Origin of the sequence: Chryseobacterium turcicum, assembly GCF_021010565.1 — a bacterium.
In the GTDB taxonomy this organism is placed as follows: Bacteria; Bacteroidota; Bacteroidia; order Flavobacteriales; family Weeksellaceae; genus Chryseobacterium; species Chryseobacterium turcicum.
Genome location: NZ_JAJNAY010000002.1, coordinates 1,059,307 through 1,083,524, shown reverse-complemented (window position 1 = coordinate 1,083,524; position 24,218 = coordinate 1,059,307). Strand labels below are relative to the sequence as shown.

26 protein-coding genes are annotated in these 24,218 nt (G+C 33.4%); 8 read left to right on the top strand and 18 right to left on the bottom strand.

Annotation, left to right across the window (positions count from 1 at the left end):
• Positions 1-242: 242 nt before the first annotated feature.
• Together LO744_RS19720 and LO744_RS19715 are read right to left on the bottom strand one after the other, a co-directional pair.
• Positions 243-833 carry a hypothetical protein gene (locus LO744_RS19720; protein ID WP_230672510.1) on the bottom strand — a complete coding sequence of 197 codons (591 nt, stop codon included), beginning with the start codon at positions 831-833 and terminating at the stop codon, positions 243-245.
• Entirely contained in the window at positions 817-1,314 is a 498-nt protein-coding gene (locus tag LO744_RS19715) for an RNA polymerase sigma factor (RefSeq protein WP_230672508.1), read from the bottom strand. The genes LO744_RS19720 and LO744_RS19715 overlap by 17 nt, the downstream gene beginning before the upstream one ends.
• A gap of 128 nt (positions 1,315-1,442) precedes the next feature.
• Here LO744_RS19715 and LO744_RS19710 point away from each other — a divergent pair, with 128 nt between their 5' ends.
• Positions 1,443-2,138 (top strand): pseudouridine synthase, encoded by a 696-nt coding sequence (locus LO744_RS19710; protein ID WP_230672506.1) that lies wholly within the window; start codon positions 1,443-1,445, stop codon positions 2,136-2,138.
• 248 nt (positions 2,139-2,386) lie between these two features.
• Positions 2,387-3,424 carry a quinone-dependent dihydroorotate dehydrogenase gene (locus LO744_RS19705; RefSeq protein WP_230672504.1) on the top strand — a complete coding sequence of 346 codons (1,038 nt, stop codon included), beginning with the start codon at positions 2,387-2,389 and terminating at the stop codon, positions 3,422-3,424.
• A gap of 69 nt (positions 3,425-3,493) precedes the next feature.
• Here LO744_RS19705 and LO744_RS19700 read toward each other — a convergent pair whose 3' ends face one another.
• A complete protein-coding gene (locus tag LO744_RS19700; protein WP_230672502.1) occupies positions 3,494-3,922 on the bottom strand; it encodes a hypothetical protein in 429 nt (142 codons plus the stop codon).
• Positions 3,923-4,070: 148 nt separating this feature from the next.
• On the bottom strand, positions 4,071-5,315 hold the full coding sequence (locus tag LO744_RS19695) for a DUF445 domain-containing protein (RefSeq protein ID WP_230672500.1): 1,245 nt from the start codon (positions 5,313-5,315) through the stop codon (positions 4,071-4,073).
• Between the two features lie 353 nt (positions 5,316-5,668).
• On the opposite strand from LO744_RS19695, the gene msrB reads away from it, so the two are divergent.
• Both msrB and LO744_RS19685 read left to right on the top strand, forming a co-directional pair.
• A complete protein-coding gene (gene msrB / locus LO744_RS19690; RefSeq protein WP_230672498.1) occupies positions 5,669-6,112 on the top strand; it encodes a peptide-methionine (R)-S-oxide reductase MsrB in 444 nt (147 codons plus the stop codon).
• A 111-nt stretch (positions 6,113-6,223) separates the two neighbouring features.
• The gene (locus tag LO744_RS19685) at positions 6,224-6,985 is read left to right on the top strand and encodes a murein L,D-transpeptidase catalytic domain family protein (protein WP_230672496.1); all 762 of its coding nucleotides are present in this window, start codon (positions 6,224-6,226) and stop codon (positions 6,983-6,985) included.
• 111 nt (positions 6,986-7,096) lie between these two features.
• Here the strand turns inward: LO744_RS19685 and fabF are convergent, their stop codons facing one another.
• From fabF to LO744_RS19640, 9 genes are all read right to left on the bottom strand, one after another.
• Positions 7,097-8,338: a beta-ketoacyl-ACP synthase II gene (fabF, locus tag LO744_RS19680; RefSeq protein ID WP_230672494.1), complete on the bottom strand. Its 1,242-nt coding sequence runs from the start codon at positions 8,336-8,338 to the stop codon at positions 7,097-7,099.
• Between the two features lie 74 nt (positions 8,339-8,412).
• Positions 8,413-8,838, bottom strand: coding sequence for a PaaI family thioesterase (locus tag LO744_RS19675; protein ID WP_230672492.1), 426 nt, complete (start codon positions 8,836-8,838; stop codon positions 8,413-8,415).
• Positions 8,839-8,847: 9 nt separating this feature from the next.
• Positions 8,848-9,453 (bottom strand): TetR/AcrR family transcriptional regulator, encoded by a 606-nt coding sequence (locus LO744_RS19670; RefSeq protein ID WP_230672490.1) that lies wholly within the window; start codon positions 9,451-9,453, stop codon positions 8,848-8,850.
• Positions 9,454-9,746: 293 nt separating this feature from the next.
• Positions 9,747-10,166, bottom strand: a complete 420-nt coding sequence (locus LO744_RS19665) for an OsmC family protein (protein WP_230672488.1) — start codon at positions 10,164-10,166, stop codon at positions 9,747-9,749.
• Positions 10,167-10,320: 154 nt separating this feature from the next.
• Positions 10,321-13,014 carry a TonB-dependent receptor domain-containing protein gene (locus LO744_RS19660; protein WP_230672486.1) on the bottom strand — a complete coding sequence of 898 codons (2,694 nt, stop codon included), beginning with the start codon at positions 13,012-13,014 and terminating at the stop codon, positions 10,321-10,323.
• A gap of 109 nt (positions 13,015-13,123) precedes the next feature.
• A complete protein-coding gene (locus LO744_RS19655) occupies positions 13,124-13,486 on the bottom strand; it encodes a hypothetical protein (RefSeq protein ID WP_230672484.1) in 363 nt (120 codons plus the stop codon).
• 22 nt (positions 13,487-13,508) lie between these two features.
• Complete coding sequence (locus LO744_RS19650; RefSeq protein ID WP_230672482.1) at positions 13,509-14,153, bottom strand: hypothetical protein; 645 nt, start codon at positions 14,151-14,153, stop codon at positions 13,509-13,511.
• A gap of 160 nt (positions 14,154-14,313) precedes the next feature.
• Positions 14,314-15,000, bottom strand: a complete 687-nt coding sequence (locus LO744_RS19645) for a response regulator transcription factor (protein ID WP_066676439.1) — start codon at positions 14,998-15,000, stop codon at positions 14,314-14,316.
• 33 nt (positions 15,001-15,033) lie between these two features.
• Entirely contained in the window at positions 15,034-16,581 is a 1,548-nt protein-coding gene (locus LO744_RS19640) for a sensor histidine kinase (protein WP_230672474.1), read from the bottom strand.
• Positions 16,582-16,763: 182 nt separating this feature from the next.
• Here LO744_RS19640 and LO744_RS19635 point away from each other — a divergent pair, with 182 nt between their 5' ends.
• On the top strand, positions 16,764-17,261 hold the full coding sequence (locus LO744_RS19635) for an SRPBCC family protein (protein ID WP_230672472.1): 498 nt from the start codon (positions 16,764-16,766) through the stop codon (positions 17,259-17,261).
• A gap of 121 nt (positions 17,262-17,382) precedes the next feature.
• Here LO744_RS19635 and LO744_RS19630 read toward each other — a convergent pair whose 3' ends face one another.
• The 5 genes from LO744_RS19630 to LO744_RS19610 all read right to left on the bottom strand — a co-directional run bounded on the left by LO744_RS19630 (position 17,383) and on the right by LO744_RS19610 (position 21,830).
• Entirely contained in the window at positions 17,383-17,724 is a 342-nt protein-coding gene (locus tag LO744_RS19630) for a hypothetical protein (protein ID WP_230672470.1), read from the bottom strand.
• 45 nt (positions 17,725-17,769) lie between these two features.
• Positions 17,770-17,952, bottom strand: coding sequence for a hypothetical protein (locus LO744_RS19625; RefSeq protein WP_230672467.1), 183 nt, complete (start codon positions 17,950-17,952; stop codon positions 17,770-17,772).
• Between the two features lie 236 nt (positions 17,953-18,188).
• A complete protein-coding gene (locus tag LO744_RS19620; RefSeq protein WP_230672465.1) occupies positions 18,189-20,231 on the bottom strand; it encodes a S9 family peptidase in 2,043 nt (680 codons plus the stop codon).
• A gap of 177 nt (positions 20,232-20,408) precedes the next feature.
• Positions 20,409-21,149: a uroporphyrinogen-III synthase gene (locus LO744_RS19615; protein WP_230672549.1), complete on the bottom strand. Its 741-nt coding sequence runs from the start codon at positions 21,147-21,149 to the stop codon at positions 20,409-20,411.
• Positions 21,150-21,161: 12 nt separating this feature from the next.
• Entirely contained in the window at positions 21,162-21,830 is a 669-nt protein-coding gene (locus LO744_RS19610; RefSeq protein ID WP_230672462.1) for a DUF4271 domain-containing protein, read from the bottom strand.
• A 76-nt stretch (positions 21,831-21,906) separates the two neighbouring features.
• On the opposite strand from LO744_RS19610, the gene LO744_RS19605 reads away from it, so the two are divergent.
• Genes LO744_RS19605 through tgt form a run of 3 tightly spaced genes read left to right on the top strand, consistent with a single transcriptional unit; the run spans position 21,907 to position 24,172 of the window.
• Positions 21,907-22,623, top strand: a complete 717-nt coding sequence (locus tag LO744_RS19605) for a polyprenol monophosphomannose synthase (RefSeq protein WP_230672460.1) — start codon at positions 21,907-21,909, stop codon at positions 22,621-22,623.
• Complete coding sequence (locus LO744_RS19600; RefSeq protein WP_230672458.1) at positions 22,620-22,997, top strand: DUF4296 domain-containing protein; 378 nt, start codon at positions 22,620-22,622, stop codon at positions 22,995-22,997. Before LO744_RS19605 ends, LO744_RS19600 begins: the two co-directional genes overlap by 4 nt.
• Before the next feature lie 44 nt (positions 22,998-23,041).
• The gene (gene tgt, locus LO744_RS19595) at positions 23,042-24,172 is read left to right on the top strand and encodes a tRNA guanosine(34) transglycosylase Tgt (protein ID WP_230672456.1); all 1,131 of its coding nucleotides are present in this window, start codon (positions 23,042-23,044) and stop codon (positions 24,170-24,172) included.
• The last annotated feature ends 46 nt before the right edge of the window (positions 24,173-24,218 follow it).

Here is a 24,218-nt window from a genome sequence, read left to right as displayed (position 1 = left end):
GTTGAAAGCGGGAAGTGGGAAGTTTTTATAATCTAGAATTTCAGGAGCCGGGAACCTGCTTTTCGCTATATCTTTTTTGTGGCAGTCTCCACTTCGTTCCGCCCGCCACAAAAAAGGATGCCGCTCCCATCAGGGCTAGTGACCAAAGAACGTTTACAATACAAACCTCATAGGTTTCCAAAACCTATGAGGTTTAATATATACCATTCATTTTTGAAATTCATCCATCAAAAAAATAGAGATTAATCCTCTAAGCTTTTTTCCAAATTTTCTAAAGAACTGATAACGGATGATATTTTTTCTTTTTGCTTTCTAATCTGCTTGGGTCTTATGATAAACCAAGTAACAAGTCCCCATAAAAATGTTAATCCGTAAGTTAGTATACATCCGAGCCAGCTCATTTTCAATGCAAATTCATAAAAGTAAAAGAAGAAGCCAAAAGAAAGTAAAACATAATAAATACTTAGACCTTTTGTCTGCATATAAATCTGCTGTTGCTCTGCTTTTCTAATTGCAATAAGATATTCAAGATTGTTGGTTGAGGTATTAATTTTCTTTAAAATATTAATGTTTTGATATACAAGAAAAATATACATGACAATACCCGTAAGAACCAACATAATTCCTAGCTGTGTAGTGAAAAAAGAAATTTTAATAAAAACCCAAATGGCAATAATCACTGCCACAGTTGATAATAGTAAGGATATAAGCCCAATATCTTTTAAAATTTGTTTTTTTCTGTATTTCTCAGCTGTTGTTTTTATCTCTTGTATATCAGGAATATCTGTGTTTTTTTTGTTCCAGATTTCCTGAAAATTATAATTGGTTTCCATACTTTGTAAATTTTTCGGTTAGCTTTTCCTTGATTCTATGAATTTTAACTCTCACATTGGCAGGAGAAATTCCTACAACTTCAGCGATGTCCTTCTGCTTCATTTCTTCAAGCTCCAAAGAAATGATAATTCTTTCAAGCTCAGGTAATTCGGAAATACATTGGTAGAGAAAGTTGGTCATATTTTCCTGTTCAATCTTATTTTCTTTTTCTGAAATATCTTTTATTTGAGAAGGAAGGTCATTTTTAGGCATTCTTTTTTCAAGATTAACCTGTCTTAGGCATATATTTGAGGCAATTCGATAAATCCATGTTCCTATATTGGCTTCGTGGCGAAATTTTGGTAATTGCTGAAAAACCGCTACAAATGTTTCCTGACAGAGGTCTTTTGCCACTTCATCATTATTTACATATCCCATGCAGAGCCGAAAAATCTTCTTCCAATAGGTATGATAAATTTCATCGAAGTTTAAATTATGCATTAATCCTTTTTTATAATTTAGAGAACGTACCACCAAAAATGTTACAATAATTATTAATGAAGATAAAGAATCTTTTTTTGCGGCTACAATCAAAATTAAATCAGTTTAAAATTCTCTACTTTTGCTCCATGTTAGAAATTCTTTATCGCGACGAACATCTTATTGCCATCAATAAACCCAGCGGATTATTGGTTCATAAATCATATTATTCGGGACAAGCAGATACGTATGCTATTCAGGAATTGAGAGACCAAATCGGGCAATATGTTTATCCGGTGCATCGTTTAGACCGAAAAACTTCGGGCGTTTTGCTGTTTACTTTAGATAAAGATACTTTGAGAATAATGAGCGACCAATTTGCAGCGCGTGAAGTTGAAAAAAAATATTTGGCAATTCTTAGAGGATGGGCTCCCGAAGAGGAAACCATAGATTATGATTTGGTTAATGAAGACGAAATTCAACAAAACGCAATTACCTATTATCACCGTTTACAGACTTCCGAGATAGATTTAGTATTCGGAAAACATCAGACCTCGCGGTATTGTTTAGTTGAAGCAATCCCCGAAACGGGCAGATTTCATCAATTGAGAAAGCATTTTAAGCATATTTTACATCCTATTTTGGGATGCAGACCTCATGGTTGTAATAAGCAGAATAAATTGTGGCTGGAAACTTTTAATATGAATAAACTGATGCTTCATGCTCATCAATTGGTTTTTAATCATCCGATTACCAACGAAAAAATAACCTTGAATGCCACAATAAACGAAGAATTCAAAAGAGTAGGGGATATTTTGAGTTTTGATTTGAGTGCGTATTCTTAATTTAGTTTAACGCAAATATTTTATTTTAAGGAAGAGTTTGGATCGCAAAGCTCAAACATACGCTTCATCAAATCAACTGGTTGATTCATCTTTGCTCCTTAAAATTTGAAGAAAAATTAATAAAAACCTTTGCGTTAAAAGAATTTCACGCAGATTTTTAGATATAGCAGATTTTATGTTTAAATAAAATATCACACATCAATAATCCATTAATTTTAAAATGAGTATTTTTGTAAAACTTTTTTTCAATGTACAAATCGCTCATTCGCCCGATTCTTTTCAAATTTGATCCCGAAGAAGTGCATCACTTTACCTTTTCGATGCTTAAAAACTTTGGATTTTTAACAAAATTATTCCTTCCAAAACCCATTGTTGACAAGCGTCTCGAAAGAGAAGTTTTCGGACTGAAATTTAAAAACCCGGTTGGATTGGCAGCTGGTTTCGATAAAAATGCAGTTTTATTTAATGAATTGGGAGATTTAGGTTTCGGATTTGTAGAAATTGGAACGGTAACTCCAAAAGCTCAAGCCGGAAATCCTAAGAAAAGATTGTTCCGTCTAATAGAAGATGGCGGAATTATCAACAGAATGGGTTTCAACAACGATGGTTTGGAAGCTGCGATTGAAAAATTAAAATCAAACAACGGAAAAATAATCATCGGTGGAAACATCGGAAAAAATACCAATACAACGCCTGAAAACTATACTCAGGATTACTTAGATTGCTTTGAAGGTCTTCATCCTCATGTCGATTATTTTGTTCTGAATGTGAGCTGTCCAAACGTTGGAAGTCATGCAAAATTAGAAGATGTTGAGTATTTGAGAGAATTGATTACTGCTGTGAAAGGAATCAATCAAACTAAAGTAAATCCAAAACCTATTCTTCTGAAAATCGCTCCGGATTTGAATAATCAACAATTGGATGAAATTATCGAACTGATTGCAGACACAAAAATCGATGGAATTGTGGTTTCAAATACTTCCGTCAACAGAGAAGGTCTGAAAACTTCAAAAGAAACTTTAGAACAAATCGGAAACGGTGGTTTAAGCGGAAAACCAATTCGTGAGCGAAGCACAAAAATGATTAAATATCTTTCAGACAAAAGCAACCGCGCATTCCCAATCATCGGAGTTGGCGGAATTCACTCAGCAAAAGATGCGATTGAAAAACTGGACGCAGGAGCAAGTTTAGTGCAATTATATACCGGATTTATCTATGAAGGTCCGCAATTAATTAACGATATTAATCAGGAACTTTTAACAAGAGCAAGTAGAATTCCAAGATAATTTTAAATCTTAAAAATATAAAAAGCAAAACTGATGAGGTTTTGCTTTTTTTGTTAAATTAAATCTAGCTTATTTAGATTTAAGAATTGCTGATTTCATTTTTGTTAATCTTTCTTCCCGAATTTTAGAATCAGTATCCCAAAAATCAAGATAGAGCATTTCTCTTTCAATCGCTTTCAGGCTTAATTCTTTTATTTTACTTTCAATTTTACCATATAAAAATAGTTGTGTAAATGCGAGAGAAATAATTTCATTGTCAATTCTATTTAAATCAAGATATTGATTATTCATTTTTTGAACGCTGTTTTGAACCATTTCTTTTTCTGTAATATTCAAATCAAAATTAATCTCTCTTAAATCATGATTTAAGAAATCAGTTCCATTTTTATTTGGATTGTCTTTTTTCCAATCATAGTAAATATAGAATGTATCATTTCCTACGTCGTTTCCGAAAGGTGAAAACTCATCAATCATATCCCAATAAAAATTATCTGCCATAATTTTCTGGGCATTAAGATTTGCATTTTCTTTTGTTATTTCTAAATGCTCACTTATTTTATTTTGAGCTTTATTTTGGTAGGAACTAAGGATTAGTAATAAGAGGAATATTGTGTGATAAATTTTCATGAGTTAAAATAAATGTTTTTTAAATAAAAAAATGCGATATCGTATAAATAATAAGTCCAACCAATCCGCCAACTAAAGTTCCGTTTACACGGATGAATTGTAAATCTTTCCCCACTTCTAGTTCTAGTTTTTCGCTGAGCTCTTTTCCTTGCCAGTTTCCAACGGTTGAACTAATCAAATCTCCAGCTTGGTGCGTGTTTTTCAAAATATATTTGTAGGCGGTTACCCTTACCCAATGGTCGATTTTATTCTGAAGCTTTTCGTCGGTTTTAAGATTTTCAGAAAACTCATTCAGGTTTTTTGTGATGTATTTTTTTAATGAAGATTCGTCTTCCTGCAATTCATTATTCAATGTTTTTTTTATAGAAAGCCAAATGTCGTTAGAATATTCTTCTAGTTTATCATTTTTTAGAAAATCATTTTTGATGGTTTTAAATTCATCATTCCATTTTGGACTGTTTTTTAAATCGTGAGAAAATTCATAAATTTTTCGGGTAATTAAATCTCGAATTTCATGGGCTGGATTTTCTTCCACTTCTTTAAAAAAATCGGCAAGTCCGCTCGCTATTTTATCAGCAATTTTATTGTCCACAAATGAAGGAATGAAAGAATAACTCCCTTTTTTTACCCGTTCCTGAATGACATCTTCATTTAAAATAATATAATCTTTTATCTGAGCAGAAAGATTGGTAATGATTTTTTGATGGTCATTTTTATCCAAAAGATAAATGATTCCGTTTCCGAGAATGGCGTTTAGTTTTATATTATCAGTCATTTCGCCGACTTTTTTACTGATAAAATGGCTTACTTTAGAGTCATCCAGTTTATTGAGAATATCCAAAACAATGTCTGAGAGGTTTTTAATTAAAGCTTCCTGATTTCTTTCTTTTGCAAGCCATTCTCCCACAAAACCGGAAATTTTCAGTTTCTGAATATAAGGACGAATTGTTTTAGGCGAAAGAAAATTAGAAACCACAAAGCTTCCCAGGTTATCACCCAGCTTTTCCTTGCTGTTTTCAATCAGATTGGTATGTGGAATGGGAATTCCCAACGGATGACGGAAAAGTGCTGTCACGGCAAACCAGTCTGCTAAAGCACCCACCATGGCGGCTTCAGAAAATGCACGAACATAGCCAATCCAATGAGAATCAAGTGTTTTTTGTAAAATTGTAGTGATAATAAAGATAATTGCCATCAAAACAAAAAGTCCTGTGGCAAAAGCTTTATATTTTCTAAGCTGTTTTCGTTTGTCTTCGTCATTCATATTCTCAAATTTACTAAATTTGAGATATATTTTTTACCACAAAAGTCACAAAAGAATTTACAAAAAATTTTAAGTTTAATAACTACTGTAAAAAGACCACATTAGTTTTACATTTTATGAACTTGTCATTTTCAATAATTTAAACTTGAATTAAAACCAAAATTTGCATAATGCAAATAAAATGCAGTGAAATAGGTTGGGAAATATCGAATTTTAAACATAGAAAAAAATCTTTGATTTTTAAACTTATGTGATCTTCATATTTTCAAACTTTGAAAACTTAAAAAAAACTTATGTGTTAAAAAAAATTGAGGTTCGATATCATATTAATTTCTAATATTTAAAATAAATCTATGCAAAACGAAATACAAAACAATCCATATTATTCAAGAACAGATACTACAAAACTGAATATTTCCAATGACGAATGGTTTAAAATTCTTTCTCCCGATTTATATGCAATAGCAAGAGAAGCGGCTACAGAAAGACCTTTTACCGGAAAATATAATGAGTTTGATGAGTTGGGAGAATATTACTGCGCAGTTTGCGGAAATCACCTTTTCCGTTCCAATCAAAAATTTATGAGCAGTTGTGGCTGGCCAAGTTTTTTTGAAGCGGATAAAAATGGAGTAGGGTATAACCGCGATTCAACCCATGGAATGGAAAGAATTGAGGTCGTTTGCAAACGTTGTGATTCTCACTTGGGTCATGTTTTTAATGACGGACCGGCTCCAACCGGCACTAGATACTGCATGAATTCTATAAGTTTAGAGTTTGTTCCGGATTCTGAAAAATAATCTGTGACCGTTAAAGTTTCTTAAATTGAGTTAAACTTTTTTTATTTTAACTCATTGATAATTATGATTTTATAAATTTGTACCCGCAATTTTAATTTAACATAATATTTAATGAAAGGATTTTACAGCGTATTAGGCATTGTGTATTTGGTAGCGACTTCATTTTATCTCTCTCCGAAAAGCGAGAATAGAAAGATTGATAATACCGACACAAAAAAAATAGAAACTGCAGTTGAAATTAAATCTGAAAAAAGCAAAAATGAAATGAGTTCTTCAGAAGAACTTTACAATTCTATCTTATTCGAAACTGATCATAAACTAAATTTTGATGTTTTTTCTAAAGCGATTTTAGGTTTTTCTAATCTTAAAAAAGCTGGAAAATTAGATGAAAGCGCACATTTATTAACGATTTGTGATTTTTCGATGTCATCTAATACCAAGAGACTTTGGGTAATCGATATGAATGAGAAAAAAGTACTTTTCAATTCTCTGGTTGCTCACGGAAAAAATACAGGAGAAGAATTTGCCACAAATTTTTCTAATACCGAAAGCTCTTATCAGAGTAGCTTAGGGTTTTATATTACTGATGCTACTTACAAAGGTGGAAATGGATATTCACTGAAACTTTTAGGTATGGATAAAGGCTATAACGATGCAGCTTTACAAAGAGCAGTGGTAATGCACGGAGCAGATTATGTAAGTGATGAGTTTGCCGCAGCACATAAAAGAATTGGAAGAAGTTGGGGCTGTCCTGCAATTCCAAGAGCGTTGGCTGAGCCGATTATCAATACCATAAAAGGAAAGAATGTTCTTTTTATATATTATCCCGATCAGAATTATCTTTCTTCATCGGAATGGCTGAAAGAAGCATAAACTAAAAAGCAGTCAAATAAATTTTGACTGCTTTTTTAGTTTTAATAATTTCATTCTAAGGTTCTTGATATGAAATTTGCTAAATCGGATTAATTTGCGTGAGATTAAAATTTAAGAAAACTTCTTAAACACCAAAGTCGCATTATGCCCACCAAAACCAAAAGCATTGCTTAAAGCGAAATTGATATTCTTCTCTTTTGCTTCACCAAAAATAATATTGACATCTTTCGGAATATTTTCATCAATCTTGTGAAGATTGATTGTTGGCGGAATAATTCCTTTTTCAATCGCTTTAATCGAAAGAATAGCTTCTGCGGCTCCTGCGGCTCCTAATAAATGACCCGTCATTGATTTTGTAGCACTTAGATCAAGGTTTTTACTTCCTTTAAATAATTTGCTGATTCCTTTTAGCTCAACTAAATCTCCAAGTGGAGTAGAAGTAGCGTGAGGATTCAGATAATCAATATCTTCAATGTTTGCTCCGGCTTCTTGTAATGCCAATTGCATTGCTTTTATGGCACCCACTCCATCAGGATGAGGTGCAGTCATATGATAAGCATCGGCTGTCATTGCGGCTCCAGCTAATTCGGCATAGATTTTTGCACCTCTTGCTTTTGCGTGTTCATATTCTTCCAAAACCAAAGCTCCGGCACCTTCTCCCATTACAAAACCATCTCGATCTGCATCGTAAGGTCGACTTGCTGTAGCGAAATCATCATTTCTTGTAGACATTGCTTTCATCACAGAAAAACCACCAACCGAAGCTGGAGTAATCGCTGCTTCAGAACCACCGCTGATAATTACTTTTGCCTTTCCTAAACGAATGTAGTTGAAAGCATCCATCAAAGCAGTATTTCCTGTTGCACAAGCAGAAATCGTTGTATAGTTAATTCCCTGAAGACCAAACTTCATAGAAATCATTCCCGAAGCCATGTTAGCAATAAATTTTGGGACAAAAAACGGATTAAATCTTGGGTTTTGATCGTTAGCTGCAAAATTCATGACTTCGCTTTCGAAAGTCCACATTCCGCCTTGTCCGGTTCCCCAAATGACACCAGTGTCAAAAGGATCCATTTTTTCAAACTCAAGCCCAGAATCTTTTATGGCTTCTGCAGATGAGTACATGGCGTACTGAGAAAACAGATCGCTTCTTTTTATTTCGTTGTGATTTAAATATACTTTGGGATCAAAGTTTTTTACTTCACAAGCAAAGTGTACTTTAAATTTTTCGGTATCGAAATGAGTGATTTTATTTGCTCCGCTTACTCCGTTGATGCTGTTTTGCCAGAATTCTTCAACATTATTTCCTAAAGGCGTCACGGCGCCCAATCCTGTAATGACAACTCTTTTCATATATGGCTATTTATTATTTTTATGACCATGACTTTTTTAGCTTCAAAGAGATATTTAGTCGTGGCGATTTTATATTAATTATTAATTTTGAATAGGTTAGAGGTTCCTCTTGCGATAAGGCGTGTTTTATCTGCGTTCCAAATTTCACACTGTGCATTTACAAACTGTTTTCCTCTTTTAATGATTTTTGTTTCGGCTACAATAATATCATTTTCTTTTGCGGTTGAAAAGTAATCGATGCTGTTGTTGACAGTTACAATGAAGTTTTTTTCGTTTAAAGAAAACATTGTCGCGCCAATAATATCATCCATAATTGCGGCTGTTACACCACCGTGCATATTTCCCATTGGGTTTAGCCATTCTTCTCTTACGGTATATTGAAATTCTATTTGACCTTCTTCTGCCGAAACGACAATCGGATTAAGCCATCTCATAAAAGGAGAGGGGGATGCTGTAAATTCTTTTCCGATAAATGATTGTAATGCCTGTAATTTATCCATAACATTTATTTATAAAGGATTTTTTTTAATTTCTTCGTTGATGAGAATCGTAATTCTGTCTAAAGCAAGGTTTAAATGTTTCTCGTCTCCCGTAGTTTTTGAAAGTAATATTCCACCCTCAATAAGGATGATGAAAAGGGATGCGTATTTTTCGGGATCTATTTCTTTATTAAATTCATTGCTAATCTGTCCGGTTTTGATGATTTCCGAAATAGTTTTCGTCCAATCTTCAAAAGATAATTTCACCTGATGGTTAAGTTCAGGAAAAGTATCGTCAGACTCTGTTGCGGCATTCATTAATGGGCAGCCACCATGAAGAAAAACCAACGGCCAGTTTTTTCTGTAAAAAGACACAAAAGCATACAGTTTGTCAGTCATTGTAGGAAACTCTTCGCTGAATGATCTCATTAAACTTTTCTTGAGAATTCCCGAATTGTATTTGTAAACTTCGAGCGATACTTCGTCTTTGTTTTCAAAGTTTCCGTAAATACTGCCTTTGGTGAGTCCTGTTGCTTCCGTAATATCCGATAAAGACGTAGAAGTATAACCTTTGGTGTTAAACAAAGTGGCGGTCTTCTCAATAATGAATTGTTTTGTCTTTTCTGCTTTTGACATTTATAAAAATCAACAGACAAATATACGAAATATACCAATCGGTATATTTGTTTTAAACTTAAAATTTTATTAATTTATTTGTTGAAATTGAAAGAGTTTGATTCGAAGTTTTAGCTCAAGCTATTTAGATTTGTTTTAAAATGAAAAAAACGGGCGTTAACCCGTTTCTATTAATCGTATAATGACTATTTTATTTTTAAGCTTGTCATTCTTAATTAATCTAAGCATTGATTTTCTAATATGATAACTAATAAATTAGCTTAGATTTCTGTGGAATGATAAAGTGTTTTAGCTTAGTTGATTAAACTAGCATTCAAATTAATCTCAAAACTGAACGCCTGACTTACAGGGCAACCTTCTTCCGCAATCTTTGCGTATTTTTGAAAATCTTCTTCAGAAATTCCGGGAATTTTTGCCGTTAAAGTCAGCTCAGATTTAGTAATTTTTCCCACACTTGGATCTAATGTAATCACTGATTTTGTAGTCAATTCTTCAGGAGTAAAGCCTGCCTGAGTTAATTCTGCGCTCAGTTTCATCGTGAAACATCCTGCGTGAGCAGCTGCTAATAATTCTTCGGGGTTTGTTCCTACTCCTTCTTCGAAACGGCTTCCGAAAGAATATTGAGTTTGGTTTAAAGTAGTGCTTTGCGTGGTTAAATGACCTTTTCCTTCTTTTACGGTACCGTTCCAAACGGCTGTTGCATTTCGTTTCATATTAAAATTTTGATATTTAAGTTGAATTTAAAGATACAAAAAAGCATGATTTCATAATCATTAAATTATTGAAACCATGCTTTTTTAATTTGAGAATTTTGAAATGAGTCAATTTGAAAATTATTGAAATTCTCAAACGCACTCACAATCAAAGTTAAAACGTTACATCAAAACCAACATAGAAATTAGCTTTCATAATTGGAGCGTATACCATTCCACCATCAAAATAGTTTCCGAAAGGGTTTCTGAAATCCATAATTGCATTTTTCTGATGATAAGAAGTTAGGTTTTCTCCACCTAAATAAGCTCTTAATTTTTTATTGAAGTTTCTAGAAACCTGTGCATTCAAAACAGCGTATGATTCAGAATACATCGGCAATTGAAACTCCGTAGGATTGGTTGAGGTATTTGGCAATCTTTGTTTTCCTACCCAATTTAATGTCGTATCAAAGCTCCAAAACCCTTCGTTTTTATCTTTATTAGTGGCATATGCCAAGTTGACAAAACCTCTGTGCTTTGCCATGAAAGGAACCTCGCGTCTTCCATCCAAATAATCAGCCTGCACGTCATAGTATTTATAAGCTAATCTTACATCAAAGTTTTTGAAAGGAGTAAAATCCCACTGCGTTTGGAATGAATTGGCAAAAGATTTTCCATCTAAATTATAGAATGTTAGTTGCTGAGGTGAGCGGTCAAGATCTACCAATACCTGATCCTGGAAATCTGTTCTGAAAAAATCGGCAACAATAGTAGATTTTTTACCAAAAATTTTGAATTCCTGTTGTAAACTAACGCCATAGTTCCAAGCAATTTCAGGTCTTAAGCCATAAATATCTCCACCGTTTTGTAGAATCTGAATATTTCTGTTAGATGCAAAATATTGCTGATTTTCTGCAAAAACATTAGCTGTTCTAAAACCTCTTCCCGCAGAAAGTCTAAAGATCGTTTGCGGAGTAAAGTCATATTTGAAATTCATTCTCGGAGTGAACTGTGTTCCCGCCAAGTTGTGAAAATCTGCTCTTGCTCCTGCTACCAAAGTATATTTTAAACCTGTTAAAGTATATTCAGCAAAAACTCCAGGTACAATTTCGTTTCTTTTAAAATTATTAATTAGATAATTTTCTTCGTAGCCATCATATAAAAAGCTTGCTCCCGCTTTGTATTTGTTGTTGGTATTTCCTAAAATACTTTCAAAAATTAAATTAGAATAATAAGTATGTTGTTGCCCAGAGTAATTTCTTAAGCCAAAAAAGCTGTCTTGCTGATGATAAACATATTGGTTCATCCAGCCTAAACTTTGGTAAGGTTTTCCTTCAAAAACATAACCCGTTTTATTCCAAACCTGAAATCTTGAAATGTCGATTCCCACCCCATAAAGTGATTGTTGGCTTTGAGGCAATTTTTTATCAAATCCTACTTGTCCTGCAGTTCTTTCGTCTTTTACGAAATTAATTCCGAAATGAGATCCAAAACCTGAACGTGTCAAATCATTATAGTTTAATAAATAAGCTGCGTTAATCTGTGTTCCTTTCGGACGGTCAAGAAAACCGTCATCATTCATATCGGTATCTCCAAAAGTTCCGTTTCCGTGAAGCAAGAAAGTTTGCGACCACTTATCGTTGATTTTTGAAACACTTGTAATATTGGCTTCAGCTCTTCCGTTGAAATCTGCGAAAAGATTCAAAGAAGTCTCAGGTTTTTCTGCATTTTTTATAAACTCAGTATTTATTTGCCCTGTAATGCTTTCGTAGCCATTGGTTACGGTACTTCCTCCTTTTGTCAGCTGAATGCTTTCAATCCATCTTCCGGGAATAAAATTTAACCCATAAGCAGAAGCCAAACCTCTGATTTCTGGTAATAATTCTTTAGTTAAACTTGTATATTTTTGATCTAAACCAAGCATTTTAAGCTGTTTGGTTCCTGTAACCGCGTTGCTGAAAGAAACATCAACAGTTGCGTTGGTTTCGAAACTTTCAGATAAATTACAACATGCTGCTTTTAAAAGTTCTTTAGAATCAATATTAAATACCAAACCCGCTTCTTTTTTACTGATAGAAGTTGCTGCTTTTGAGGCAGTAATAATTACTCCTTCAATGCTTTTTTCACCCGTTGAATGATTATCGTGGTTAGAATGATCTGCATGGTCTTGCTTTTCTACAGTGGTGCTTTCAGTTTCGTTCGAATGTACTTTTTCGTTTTTTTCTCCAAACTTAAGGTCACGGTCATAAAGACAACATCCCGGAAGTTTTTTGTAAACATCATCCGTTGTTTTGTACTTTTCATTATCATGACCTACTTCTGCAATTTTTTTAAGAATTTGGTCTGCAGATGTTTTAGATGAGTCAAAATCTAAAACGATCATTTGTTTTTCAGCACTCCATTCTGCAGAATTTGCTCCTGCAGATTTTGCAGCTTTTTCTATTCTGGCTTTACAAGATTCGCAATTTCCTTTCACGAAAAACTCGTTTTCACCTTTAGAGTGATGATGATTTTCTATGTCTGACGTTACAGGCTTTAGATCTCTTTCGTAAAGACAACATCCTGGAAGTTTTTGATACGTTTCATCAGAAGCTTTGAATTTTTCGTTGTCATGACCGGCTTCAGCAACTTTTTTCAGAATGTCTTCAGGTGAAGCTTTTTCTGTAGTTTCTAGGGTTAAAGTTTGGGTGTCTAAGGAGTATTGCGCTTTTTTTGCACCTGCTTTTTTTGCAGCTGTTTCTATTCTCTCTTTGCACATTTCACAGTTTCCTTTTACCAGGAACTGATTTTTTGAAAGATTTTGAGCAGATATGAATGTAGTGAATAGTAAGAATGCGCCAAGGATTACCTTGGTAAAATATAATTTCATTTTGTTTAAAATTTAGATTAATTGAATTAATGTAACATTCTAACAATGTAATAGTGTAACAACCCATTGGTAGGTTGGTAAACTGATACATCGTTAAATTAATTTTTAATTAACCTAATTTAGGCGGTTGCCAAATTTCTTTTAAACCGTTTGAAATGTAAGGGTTAGCGTACTGAACCTGAATTTTTGAGATTGTTTTGAATGAAGAGATTTCTGAGATACTATTTTTCGTAAGATTATTTTCTACGAAAGTATTACAGGTCATACAAAACGAGCAACAGTCATCGTTGCATGATTTGTGGTCGCTCTTGTTGTTTTTAGAATCATGATTGTCATGACTCTTTTCACAACATGCTTTTTTAGATTCAGCCTTACAGCAGATTTCCTGTGACGCCTGAGCATAAAAATTATCCTTAGGAATCAAAAAAATTCCCAAGCAAAAGATAATTAATAAGAGCTGTATTGGTTTCACAGTGCAAATTTACAAAAAAAAATTAAAGTGCAGCACCTACTTCTTTTGCGCAGTCATGCCAAGGTTGTCCGTGAGCAGGATTGTTTTTTGGTTTTGGCCCTGTATTAGCAGCAACTGCAGGCTGCGGAGTTGGCATTGGTTGTGGCGCTTGTACAGGAGTCGTTTGAGCTGCTGCTGGAGCTGGTTTACTATTTAAAGGCTGTCCTACAGAAATATCACATCTGTGACCTGGTTCTCCATGAGGAGGATTCATTCCTGGTGCTGTTTTTACGGGTTGACTATTTTGAGTAGGCATTATTTTTCCGGGACTTACAGAATTGGGGTCAATTTGAATCGCATTATTCCCATTTACCTGAATATTTTGATTAGCCGGACTTTGTGTTGGAACAGGAGCAGCGGCACCATTTAAAGGTTGCCCTACAGGAATCTCACATTTGTGACCTGGCTGCCCATGTGGAGGATTCATTCCTGGTGCGGTAACCATCGTTGAGCCATTAGACGTTTTTATGCCTGCCTGATCAATTAATGAAGGTTTTGCATTGGTATTCATCGCAACATTAGGTTGCTGAGCTCCGTTTTCGTCTTTTAAATAGGTGGGTTTTTCGTCTTTTTTACATGAAACTGCAACTAAAGAAGTTGCTAAAAGGGCAAAAAGTATTTTCTTCATAATTAGATTTCTATTTTTTAGGACAATAATTGAAGTTTGGTTTTACTTTCATTTAAATTTTACAATTTTACATCAAAAATTACCCTGAAAAACAAAATTAGCAAAACATTTTGAATTGTTTTGCTAATTTTTAATTTTATATCGGGAATTTAACGTTCTTTTAGTTTTTAACCAAAAGTCTGAAACCTTCACCATGTACGTTGATGATTTCTAAACCTTCATCGTCTTTCAACAGTTTTCTAAGTTTGGCAATATAAACATCCATACTTCTTGCTGTAAAATAGTTTTCTTTTTTCCAGATTTTTCTCAATGCTAAATCTCTAGGCATAAAGTCGTTTCTGTGAAGACAAAGCAATTTTAAAAGCTCATTTTCTTTAGGTGAAAGTTTATATTCGTTATCACCCACTCTCAATTGTCTCAGCATAGAATCAAAGAAAATATTGCTGATTTTAAACTGTTCCTGTTCTTCGTTTTCAAGGGTCGAACTTCTCTGAAGAATTGCTTTTATTTTGTATAAAAGTAATTCTGTATCAAATGGTTTTGTGATGTAATCATCTGCTCCCAATTGATAACCTTTCAGAATGTCTTCTCTCATATTTCTAGCAGTCAAGAAGATGATTGGCGTATTTTTGTCAATCTTTTTTACATCTTCAGCTAATGAGAATCCGTCTTTTTTAGGCATCATGACGTCAAAAATACAGATGTCAAATTCACTCTCTGTGAATTCTTTTAATCCTTGTTCACCGTCTATTGCAAGGGTCACTTCAAAATTGTTTATCGTAAGATAATCTTTCAGTACCGCACCGAAACTCTGATCGTCTTCTACTAATAATATTCTGTTGCTCATATGTTGTATATTTTATTATTCGTTTAATTTATTTTATACCATCGGAAGTTTGATGATAAATTTACTTCCTCTATCTTTTTCAGAATCTACAATAATCTCTCCTTTGTGTAGTTCTACAATTTTCTTCACATAGGAAAGTCCGAGGCCTTGTCCTTTTACATTATGAATATTTCCGGTTTCTTCTCTAAAGAATTTTTCGAAAATCTTGGTTTTATTATGCGTTTCCATACCCATTCCTTTGTCTGAAATCTCTAAAACGTACCAATTTCCTTCATTTTTAGTTTTGATACTGATTTCTGGAGGTTCTGGTGAGTATTTATTGGCATTGTCTAAAAGGTTCACCAGCATATTTGAAATATGGAACTCATCAATTTTAAAAGTAAAATGAGTAGCATTAAATTCCTGCGTAAGTTTTCCGTTTCTCTGCTGAATAATAAGATTAAATGACTCTGTAGTCTTTTTTATCAATTCTCTTACATTGGTTTCTTTTAAGAATAATTCTACTTCATTTCTTTCTAATTTAGACATGTTCAGAATATTTTCTACCTGCTTTTTCATCCTCAGATTTTCTTGTTTAATGAGGTGTGAATAATATTTTACTTTCTCTGGGTTGGTAGCAATTTTATCATTTGCCAAAGAGTCTGTCGCTACCGAGATTGTTGCCAATGGAGTTTTAAACTCATGAGACATATTGTTGATGAAATCTGTTTTTACTTCTGCCAGTTTTTTCTGCCTCATCATATAATTAATGGAAATAATATAAATTCCCAAAATCGTCAATAGAGAAAGAAAAGTTCCCAAAAGCATAGGCCAGTTATTCATCGCCAAAGAATATTCTTTTTTAGGGAAAACCAGCGCCAAAGTATATAAAGTTCTATCTTTTGTATCTGTAAATAAAGGATAGGAATAAGAATTGGTATCTTTTTTTTCTTTAAAAACTTTATTAAAAATATTGGTAAGTTTGTTATTTTTATCTGAAACTCCATATCCAAAATCAGCGGTAATACCTTTCATTCTAAGCTCTTTGGTAATTACAGAGTCTAGAATTTTTGGGTCAACTCTTTTGCTGAGTGGTAAATTGTTTCCATTTACCTTTAAAAATTCTTTGAAATTATAATCTCCACTTTCAATATCCTGATGGATTTCCGAGGTCAGTAATTCACGTCTCGAAGTATCTCTTTTAACCGTATATGCCGCATCATCGGTGTACATTTTGGTGAGAAGAAGTGAGTCGCCTCTTTTTGAAATGGGGAGCTGTTGTGTCTCAATAATATTTCTGTAGTAAACAATCGATTTTTGAGTCCCGGAATCCTGGGTTTGCTGAATCGTGGTAAGAGAAGGTTTTTTGCTGTTTGCTTTTACATTATCTCTTAAATTTGCATAATTCTCATTAAAAAGCTTATCTACTTCAATTTCTGCAATGTTTTTGGAGGTATTTTCCAAAGCGGAATAAACTTTGTTGGAGAATTCCTGTTCCAAAGCAACGTAATAATTTTTAAGCCAATAAAACTGCAGCGTGACAAAAACAATGAGGGAAATTGTCATAAAAACCGAGATTATCGGGATGAATTTGTTATTCATTGCATATTGTAATTAAAGTTGTGAATGTTAAAATTAATCATTTTAAGATTTGATAAACAAAAAATGCGCCAAAATATTGTTTAATTTTTCTTAAAAGCTGATGTTTTAACATTTTATTATAAATTAATAGTCTGTTCCTTAAAGAAACTTATGATAATTTATTAACCAAAACTAAAATAACTATGAGCTCAACAATTGTTTTTAATCAAGATTTTAATTCGAAGAGTATTTATGTGATGAAGGTTTATGATGCAGAAACGTCAAAAGTATGGGAATATTTTACAAAACCCGAACTCCTCGATTTGTGGTGGGCGCCAAAACCCTGGGTGTGTAATACGGATTCGTTAAATTTCGAGGAAGGGGGCGTTTGGCTATATTCGATGAATGGGCCAGATGGCGAGAAAGTATTTTCGTTGGTTAAGTATGGTAAAATAGATGAGCATAGAAGTGTTGATGGTATTGATGCTTTTTGCGATGCTAATGGTAATGTAGATGAAAGATTTCCCCAAACACAATGGCTGATTGGCTTTACAGGAGTTGAGCATGGAACGAAAATTTCTCTTAACATTCATTTTAATTCTGAAGATGACATGAAAAAACAATTGGAAATGGGGTTTGAAGAAGGTTTTAAAATGGGCTTGAATCAGCTGGAACATATTTTTAATGATTTGAAAAGGTAATTTGAAAATTTGAGAATGTGTTAATTTGAAAATTTAAAAGAAGCATAACAAAAATGGAACGTAAATTTTACGCTCCATTTTTGTTATTTAATAATTGATTAATTTTCAAATTATCTTATTCTCAAATTAACTCTTCATCCTGAAAATATTGAATAATTGCTTTTTTCATCAGGATTTGCTGCTCATTAGGTTTCAGCTCCGGAAGCTTCTCGACTTCATCAAAATGAGGATAGCCATCGTCATCGTAATGTGAGAATTTAAAATATCCAAAAGGTTCCAATAATCTGCAAACTGCGATGTGTAGGATGTTTAGTTTATCGTCTTTGGTATATTTTTGTTGCCCGCTTCCTAATTCCTGAATGCCAATTAAGAATAAATAGGTCTCAATCGGAGCGTTTTTTTCAGTATCAAAATTTTCAATGAAAAATTGTTCTATTTTTTGCCAAATTTCACTTTCTGTCATAATATATTTTCTGTATTCGTTCTGTTTTAGAATGATACATTTATTTTAAGGATTGTTTTGTTCTTCTTTTTTCTTTAAGTCTTCTTCTTTTGCCTTTTTTAGAAGTTCGGCAAGTTTTTCTTCTTGTTTAAATTTTAAAATTTCTCGCTTCTCATTTTTAATGATTCTATCTCTTTGGATAAGATAGTAAATAACAGTAATCATAATCATTATAAAAACTAAAATCATATCATTGTAATTTGAGGTTGATTAATTTAATAAAAAAATCTGTTTAAACTAATTTTTTTTAACCGCAAAAGAGGCAAAAGAAATTTGAAATGTATATTATTAGATATCCAAAGTTTTCAAAAGAATAAAAAAATCAAAGATTTTTGAAAACTTATGTGTTTTTTTTAAATGATAAGTTTAAACTTAAAATATCTAAATCTTTTGTGCCTTTTGTGGTTAAATAAAAAGTTTAAAAACTACATTTTGTCAATTTTCAGCAAGAATGCATATTCCAATGCGTCTTCTTTTAATGATTCAAATCTTCCGCTTGCGCCGCCATGTCCAGAGCTCATATCAGTCTTGAACACTAAAATATTATGGTCAGTTTTTAATTCTCTCAATTTTGCTGTCCATTTTGCAGGCTCCCAATATTGTACTTGCGAATCATGAAAACCAGTCGTTATCAAGGTATGCGGATAATCTTTTGCTTCTACATTATCATAAGGTGAATAATCTTTCATATAATGATAATATTCTTCGTCATTAGGATTTCCCCATTCATCGTATTCTCCGGTTGTTAAAGGGATTGTTTCATCCATCATTGTAGAAACTACATCCACAAAAGGAACCTGTGCCACAATACCGTTGAATAGGGTAGGTTCGTAGTTCATTACAGCACCAACCAATAATCCACCAGCACTTCCGCCCATTGCGTACAAATGCTTTGATGAAGTGTAATTTTCTTTAATTAAATATTTTCCGGCATCAATAAAATCGAAAAATGTATTTTTCTTAAAAAGCATTTTTCCGTCTTCATACCATTCTCTTCCTAAATATTCACCACCACGAATATGTGCAATTGCATAAATAAACCCTCGGTCTAAAATTGACAGTCTTACATTCGAAAAACTTGCATCAACTGTATGCCCATAACTTCCATATCCATATAAAAGAAGAGATGTTTCAGCTGATTTTTTGGTGTCTTTATGATAAACTAATGAGATTGGAATTTTTTCCTCTCCATCTCTGGAGTCTGCCCAAATTCTTTCAGAAATATAATTGTCAGGATTAAATTTTCCTCCTAAAACTTCTTGTTGTTTCAAGAGTTTGGTAGTTTTTTCTTTTAAATTATATTCGTAGGTTGAACTTGGCTGAGTTAAAGAAGTGTAGCCATAACGTAAAACTTCTGTATCAAACTCTAGATTTGTTCCAATATAAGCGGTGTAAGTAGGGTCTGAAAAGGGCAGGTAATAAGATTCCTGAGTTTTTTCGTCAATGATTTTTATCTGAAGCAAGCCTTCTTCTCTTTCTTCAAGAATAAGGTAGTTTTTAAAAATCTCAAATCCTTCCAATAAGACTTCTTCACGATGAGGAATTACATCTACCCAGTTCTCCATTCCACAATTGTCGATTTTTGCTTTTACAATTTTAAAATTGGTAGCATCGTCTGCATTGGTAATGATATAGAATTCGTCTTCATAGTGCTCTACGGCGTATTCCAGGTCATCAATTCTTGGTTGGATTACTTTCCATTCTGCAAAAACATTATTTGCAGGAATAAAATGATGCTCATCGGAAATGGTGCTCGAGCTTGCCATGAAAATGTATTCCATAGACTTTGTCTTGAAAACATTCACATCAAAAGTCTCATCTTCTTCATGGAAGATTAAAACATCTTCTGAAGTGTCAGTTCCTAATTTGTGTCTGTAGACTTTGTAGGCTCTTAAGCTTTCATCTTTTCTGATGTAGAAAACATGTTTGTTGTCATTTGCCCAAACTGCTTTTCCGGTGGTGTTTTCAATTTTATCGGCAAGGATTTCTCCAGATTTTAAATTTTTAAAATTTAAAGTATAAATTCTTCTTCCTACATTATCTGATGAAAATGATACTAATTCGTTATTCGGGCTTACCGCAACATTAGCCACTTCAAAAAAATCTTCTCCTTCTGCAAGAATATTTACATCGAGAACGATTTCTTCTTTATTTTCAAGAGTTTTATATTTTCTGCAAAAAATAGGATATTCTTTTCCTTCTTCGTAGCGTACGATATACCAGTATTCATTAAAAAAATAAGGCAAAGATTCGTCATCTTTTTTATATCGGGCTTTCATCTCCTGAAAAAGCTCTTCCTGAAATTCTTCAGAGTCTTTCATCACAAAATCTGCATAAGCATTCTCTTCTTCAAGATATTGTATTACCTCAGGATTTTCTTTTTCATTCATCCAGAAATAATTGTCAATTCTTGTGTCACCGTGTATTTCGAGTGCTTTTTCTATTTTTTTTGCAATGGGAGCTTTCATCCGAATATTTTAAATTTTTATTTGATTGGATGGAACGTTTTTCTACATTTTCTCTTTTTGAAGAGCATTCTACATAGATGTTTCATTCAATGTTAATTCTTGTTCAAATTTAATTAAAAAAAAACCATCTTTTCTTTTAATCGAAAAGACGGCTGTATTGTATCAGATACTTTAAAACTATTTGTGTAGGCTTTTGATGTATTTTTCAAGTGCCATAGTCATAGAAGGTGTTTCTTTTGTGGGAGCCATCAAATCTATCGTCAAACCTGCATCTGTTGCTGCTGCCGAAGTAGTGGGTCCGAAAACGCCTATTTTTGTATCTTCCTGTTTAAAGTCAGGGAAATTTTGTTGTAGAGATTTTATTCCTTGCGGACTGAAGAAAATCAACATGTCGTAATCTTTAATGTTGATGTCTGTCAAATCACTGCAAACCGTTCTGTACATAATTGCTCTCGTCCATTCGATATTCGCCGCATCCAAAGTTTTTGGGATATCTGGGCTTAATACGTCTGAAGAGGGTAATAAGTATTTTTCGGAAGGGAATTTTTTGAAAAGAGGTAAAAGGTCGGCAAAGTTTTTTTCACCAAAACTAATCTTCCTTTTTCTATACACAATATGCTTTTGTAGATAGTTGGCAATCGCCTCAGACTGACAGATATATCTCATCGTGTCTGGCACGGCAAATCTTAATTCTTCTGCAAGCCTGAAATAGTGGTCTATCGCATTTTTACTGGTAAAAATAATACCGGTATGCTGCGTAAGGTCTATTTTTTGTGTTCTAAGTTCTTTGTTATCTACTCCTTCGACGTGGATAAAAGGGCGGAAGTCAATCTTTATTTTTTCCTTCTTCGCAATTTCCAGATATGGAGAAGACTCACTAGGTGCTGGTTGAGAAACCAATATTGACTTTATTCTCATCATGTACTTTTATTAAATAAATAATAACTTCCAAAGCATCAACAGAGGTGCAATTTGGAGGGTGCAAATATACAAAAATTTATAATACCATTTTTCGGGTAAGATGTTGTTTCTGTGAAACAAATAGAAAAACACCTTGAAAATGAATACAAAAGAAAAAAAACAGAGATAATAAATAAATGCGCTATTTCTGTCAATTGGGAAGTAGTAATGGATTATACATAGAATAATCAGCAAAACTGAAAGAATAAAATGGAATTTTGTGGAGGTAAAATAAAAAATACTCCATTTTTTGCCGTCCCCAATCGCTTGGTAAAATAAAAAGCCAAGCGCAGTTCTGAATGAATAAAAAAGTGATATAATTATTGCCGTGTATCCTATTTTATTGAGTTGATATCCAAAAGGTTGAAAGTCGGTTACGTATTTCGGAACAATTGGTACGTATTGGGAAATAAGAACGCTTAAACTTAGTGCGGTGACAAGCGAAGTAATCATCCAGCTCGGAAGATTATTGCTGGAGTCGTAATATTTCTGCAGAAGAAAATCTTTAAGATTGGCTTCACGCTCTATCACATTCATCATAAAGATGTATAAAAAGAGACAGCCGATAAGGATAAAAACCACCCAATCATTATTTTCAGGTATTCTTACTTCGTTTTTAAAATTTTGTAATACAGGCAACGCAATATTTTTTGCAAAATTATCGATTATTTTGTTTAAAATAAAAAGCTTAAATAAACTATCTTTGCAAATTGAAATGAAAAAACTCGTCATAATTCCGACCTATAACGAAAAGGAGAATATAGAAAATATAATTTCCGCTGTTTTTGCATTGGAAGAAGAGTTTCATGTCTTAGTGGTAGACGATTCTTCGCCAGATAGAACGGCAGACATTGTAAAAGAACTTCAAAAAAAGTTTCCCCATACGCTTCATCTTTCTATAAGACATATTAAAGATGGCTTAGGAAAGGCATATATCCATGGTTTTAAATGGGCACTTCAAAACAATTATGATTACATTTTTGAGATGGATGCCGATTTTTCGCATGACCCCAAAGATTTACCTAAGCTTTTCGAAGCGTGCAAAAATGGAGATATGGCGGTCGGCTCACGTTATTCTAAAGGAGTGAATGTTGTCAACTGGCCTATGGGAAGGGTTTTGCTTTCTTATTTTGCCTCAAAATATGTGAGATTTATTTTAGGTCTTCCGATTCATGATACCACTGCAGGGTTTGTATGTTTTTCTAGAAAAACGCTAGAAGAAATAGGCTTGGATAATGTAAAATTGAAAGGATATGGTTTTCAGATTGAAATGAAATTCAGGGCTTTTAAAAAAGGTTTCAAAATCGTAGAAGTTCCTATTATTTTTACCAACAGAATTTTGGGTGAAAGTAAAATGAATGGTGGAATCATCCATGAAGCCGTATTTGGAGTTTTAAATTTAAAATGGAAATCAATAATCAACAGATTATGAAAAAACTGTTCTTTATTTTTATTTTAATGGGACTGTTGTCGTGCAACGAGTACATCGATAAACCAAAAAATCTTATTGATAAAACCAAGATGTCTGAGATTATTGCTGATTTGGCGATTAATGACCAGGTTATTTACTTGTATCCGGGAACCAATCTGGAAAGTGGGACACGGTTTATTCTGAAAAATCATCAGGTGAAAAACGAAGACTTTCTTGCAAGTTATCGATATTATATCATCAAACAGAAAATGAAGGGTATTGTAGAAGATGCCCAGAAAATTATTATAGAAAAAGATCCGAAGTCTGAAAAGAAAATTATAGGTGATGCTCCCTTGAAAGATGGAGAATTGCCAAAAGTGAAACTTGAAAAATAATAATGAAGTAATGCTTTCACGTAAAGCAGTTAAAATGTATAAGAATGAATTTTTTTAATATAGAAAAAACCTCAGAAAGTAAAGCGAGAGCAGGAGTTTTAACGACCGACCACGGAACTGTTCAAACGCCGATTTTCATGCCTGTAGGAACAGTTGCAAGTGTGAAAACCGTGCACCAAAGAGAAATAAAAGAAGATATTAAAGCTCAGATTATTTTGGGAAATACTTATCACTTATATCTTCGTCCGGGAATGGAAGTAATGGAAGCTGCAGGAGGTTTACATAAATTTATGAATTGGGACCTTCCGATTCTTACCGATTCAGGAGGTTTTCAGGTGTTTTCACTTTCAGGAAGCAGAAAAATGTCTGAAGAAGGGGTGAAGTTCAAATCTCATATTGACGGAAGTTATCATTTGTTTACTCCCGAAAAATCAATGGAAATCCAGAGACAGATTGGTGCTGATATTTTCATGGCATTTGACGAATGTGTTGCATATCCTGCACATTACAATCAGGTGAAAAAATCGATGGAAATGACGCATCGTTGGTTAAAAAGATGCATCGATTGGAACGAAAAAAATCCTGAATTATACGGTTACAAACAACGCTTTTTCCCAATTGTTCAAGGGTCTACTTATTCAGATTTAAGAAAAATTTCAGCAGAAGTAATTTCAGAAGCAGGAGCAGAAGGGAATGCAATTGGCGGACTTTCTGTAGGTGAACCTGAAGACGAATTGTACAGAATTACCAATGAGGTAACTGATATTTTACCAAAAGATAAACCAAGATATTTGATGGGAGTAGGTACTCCTTGGAATATTTTAGAATCAATCGGTTTGGGAATCGATATGATGGATTGTGTGATGCCGACCAGAAACGCTAGAAACGGAATGCTTTTCACTTGGCAAGGGGTGATGAATATGAAAAACGAAAAATGGAAGAAAGATTTTTCTCCGTTAGACGAGTTTGGGACAAGTTTTGTAGATCACGAATATTCTAAGGCTTATGTGCGTCATTTGTTTGTTTCTAAAGAATATTTGGGTAAACAAATTGCATCAATCCACAATCTTGCATTTTACTTAGATTTGGTAAAAGTAGCCAGAGAACATATCTTAGCAGGAGATTTTTACCAATGGAAAGACTCTGTGATTCCTGTATTAAGACAAAGGCTTTAAAATAAACAAGCTAAAGGATAACTTTGCTTAAAAATTGGATACAAAA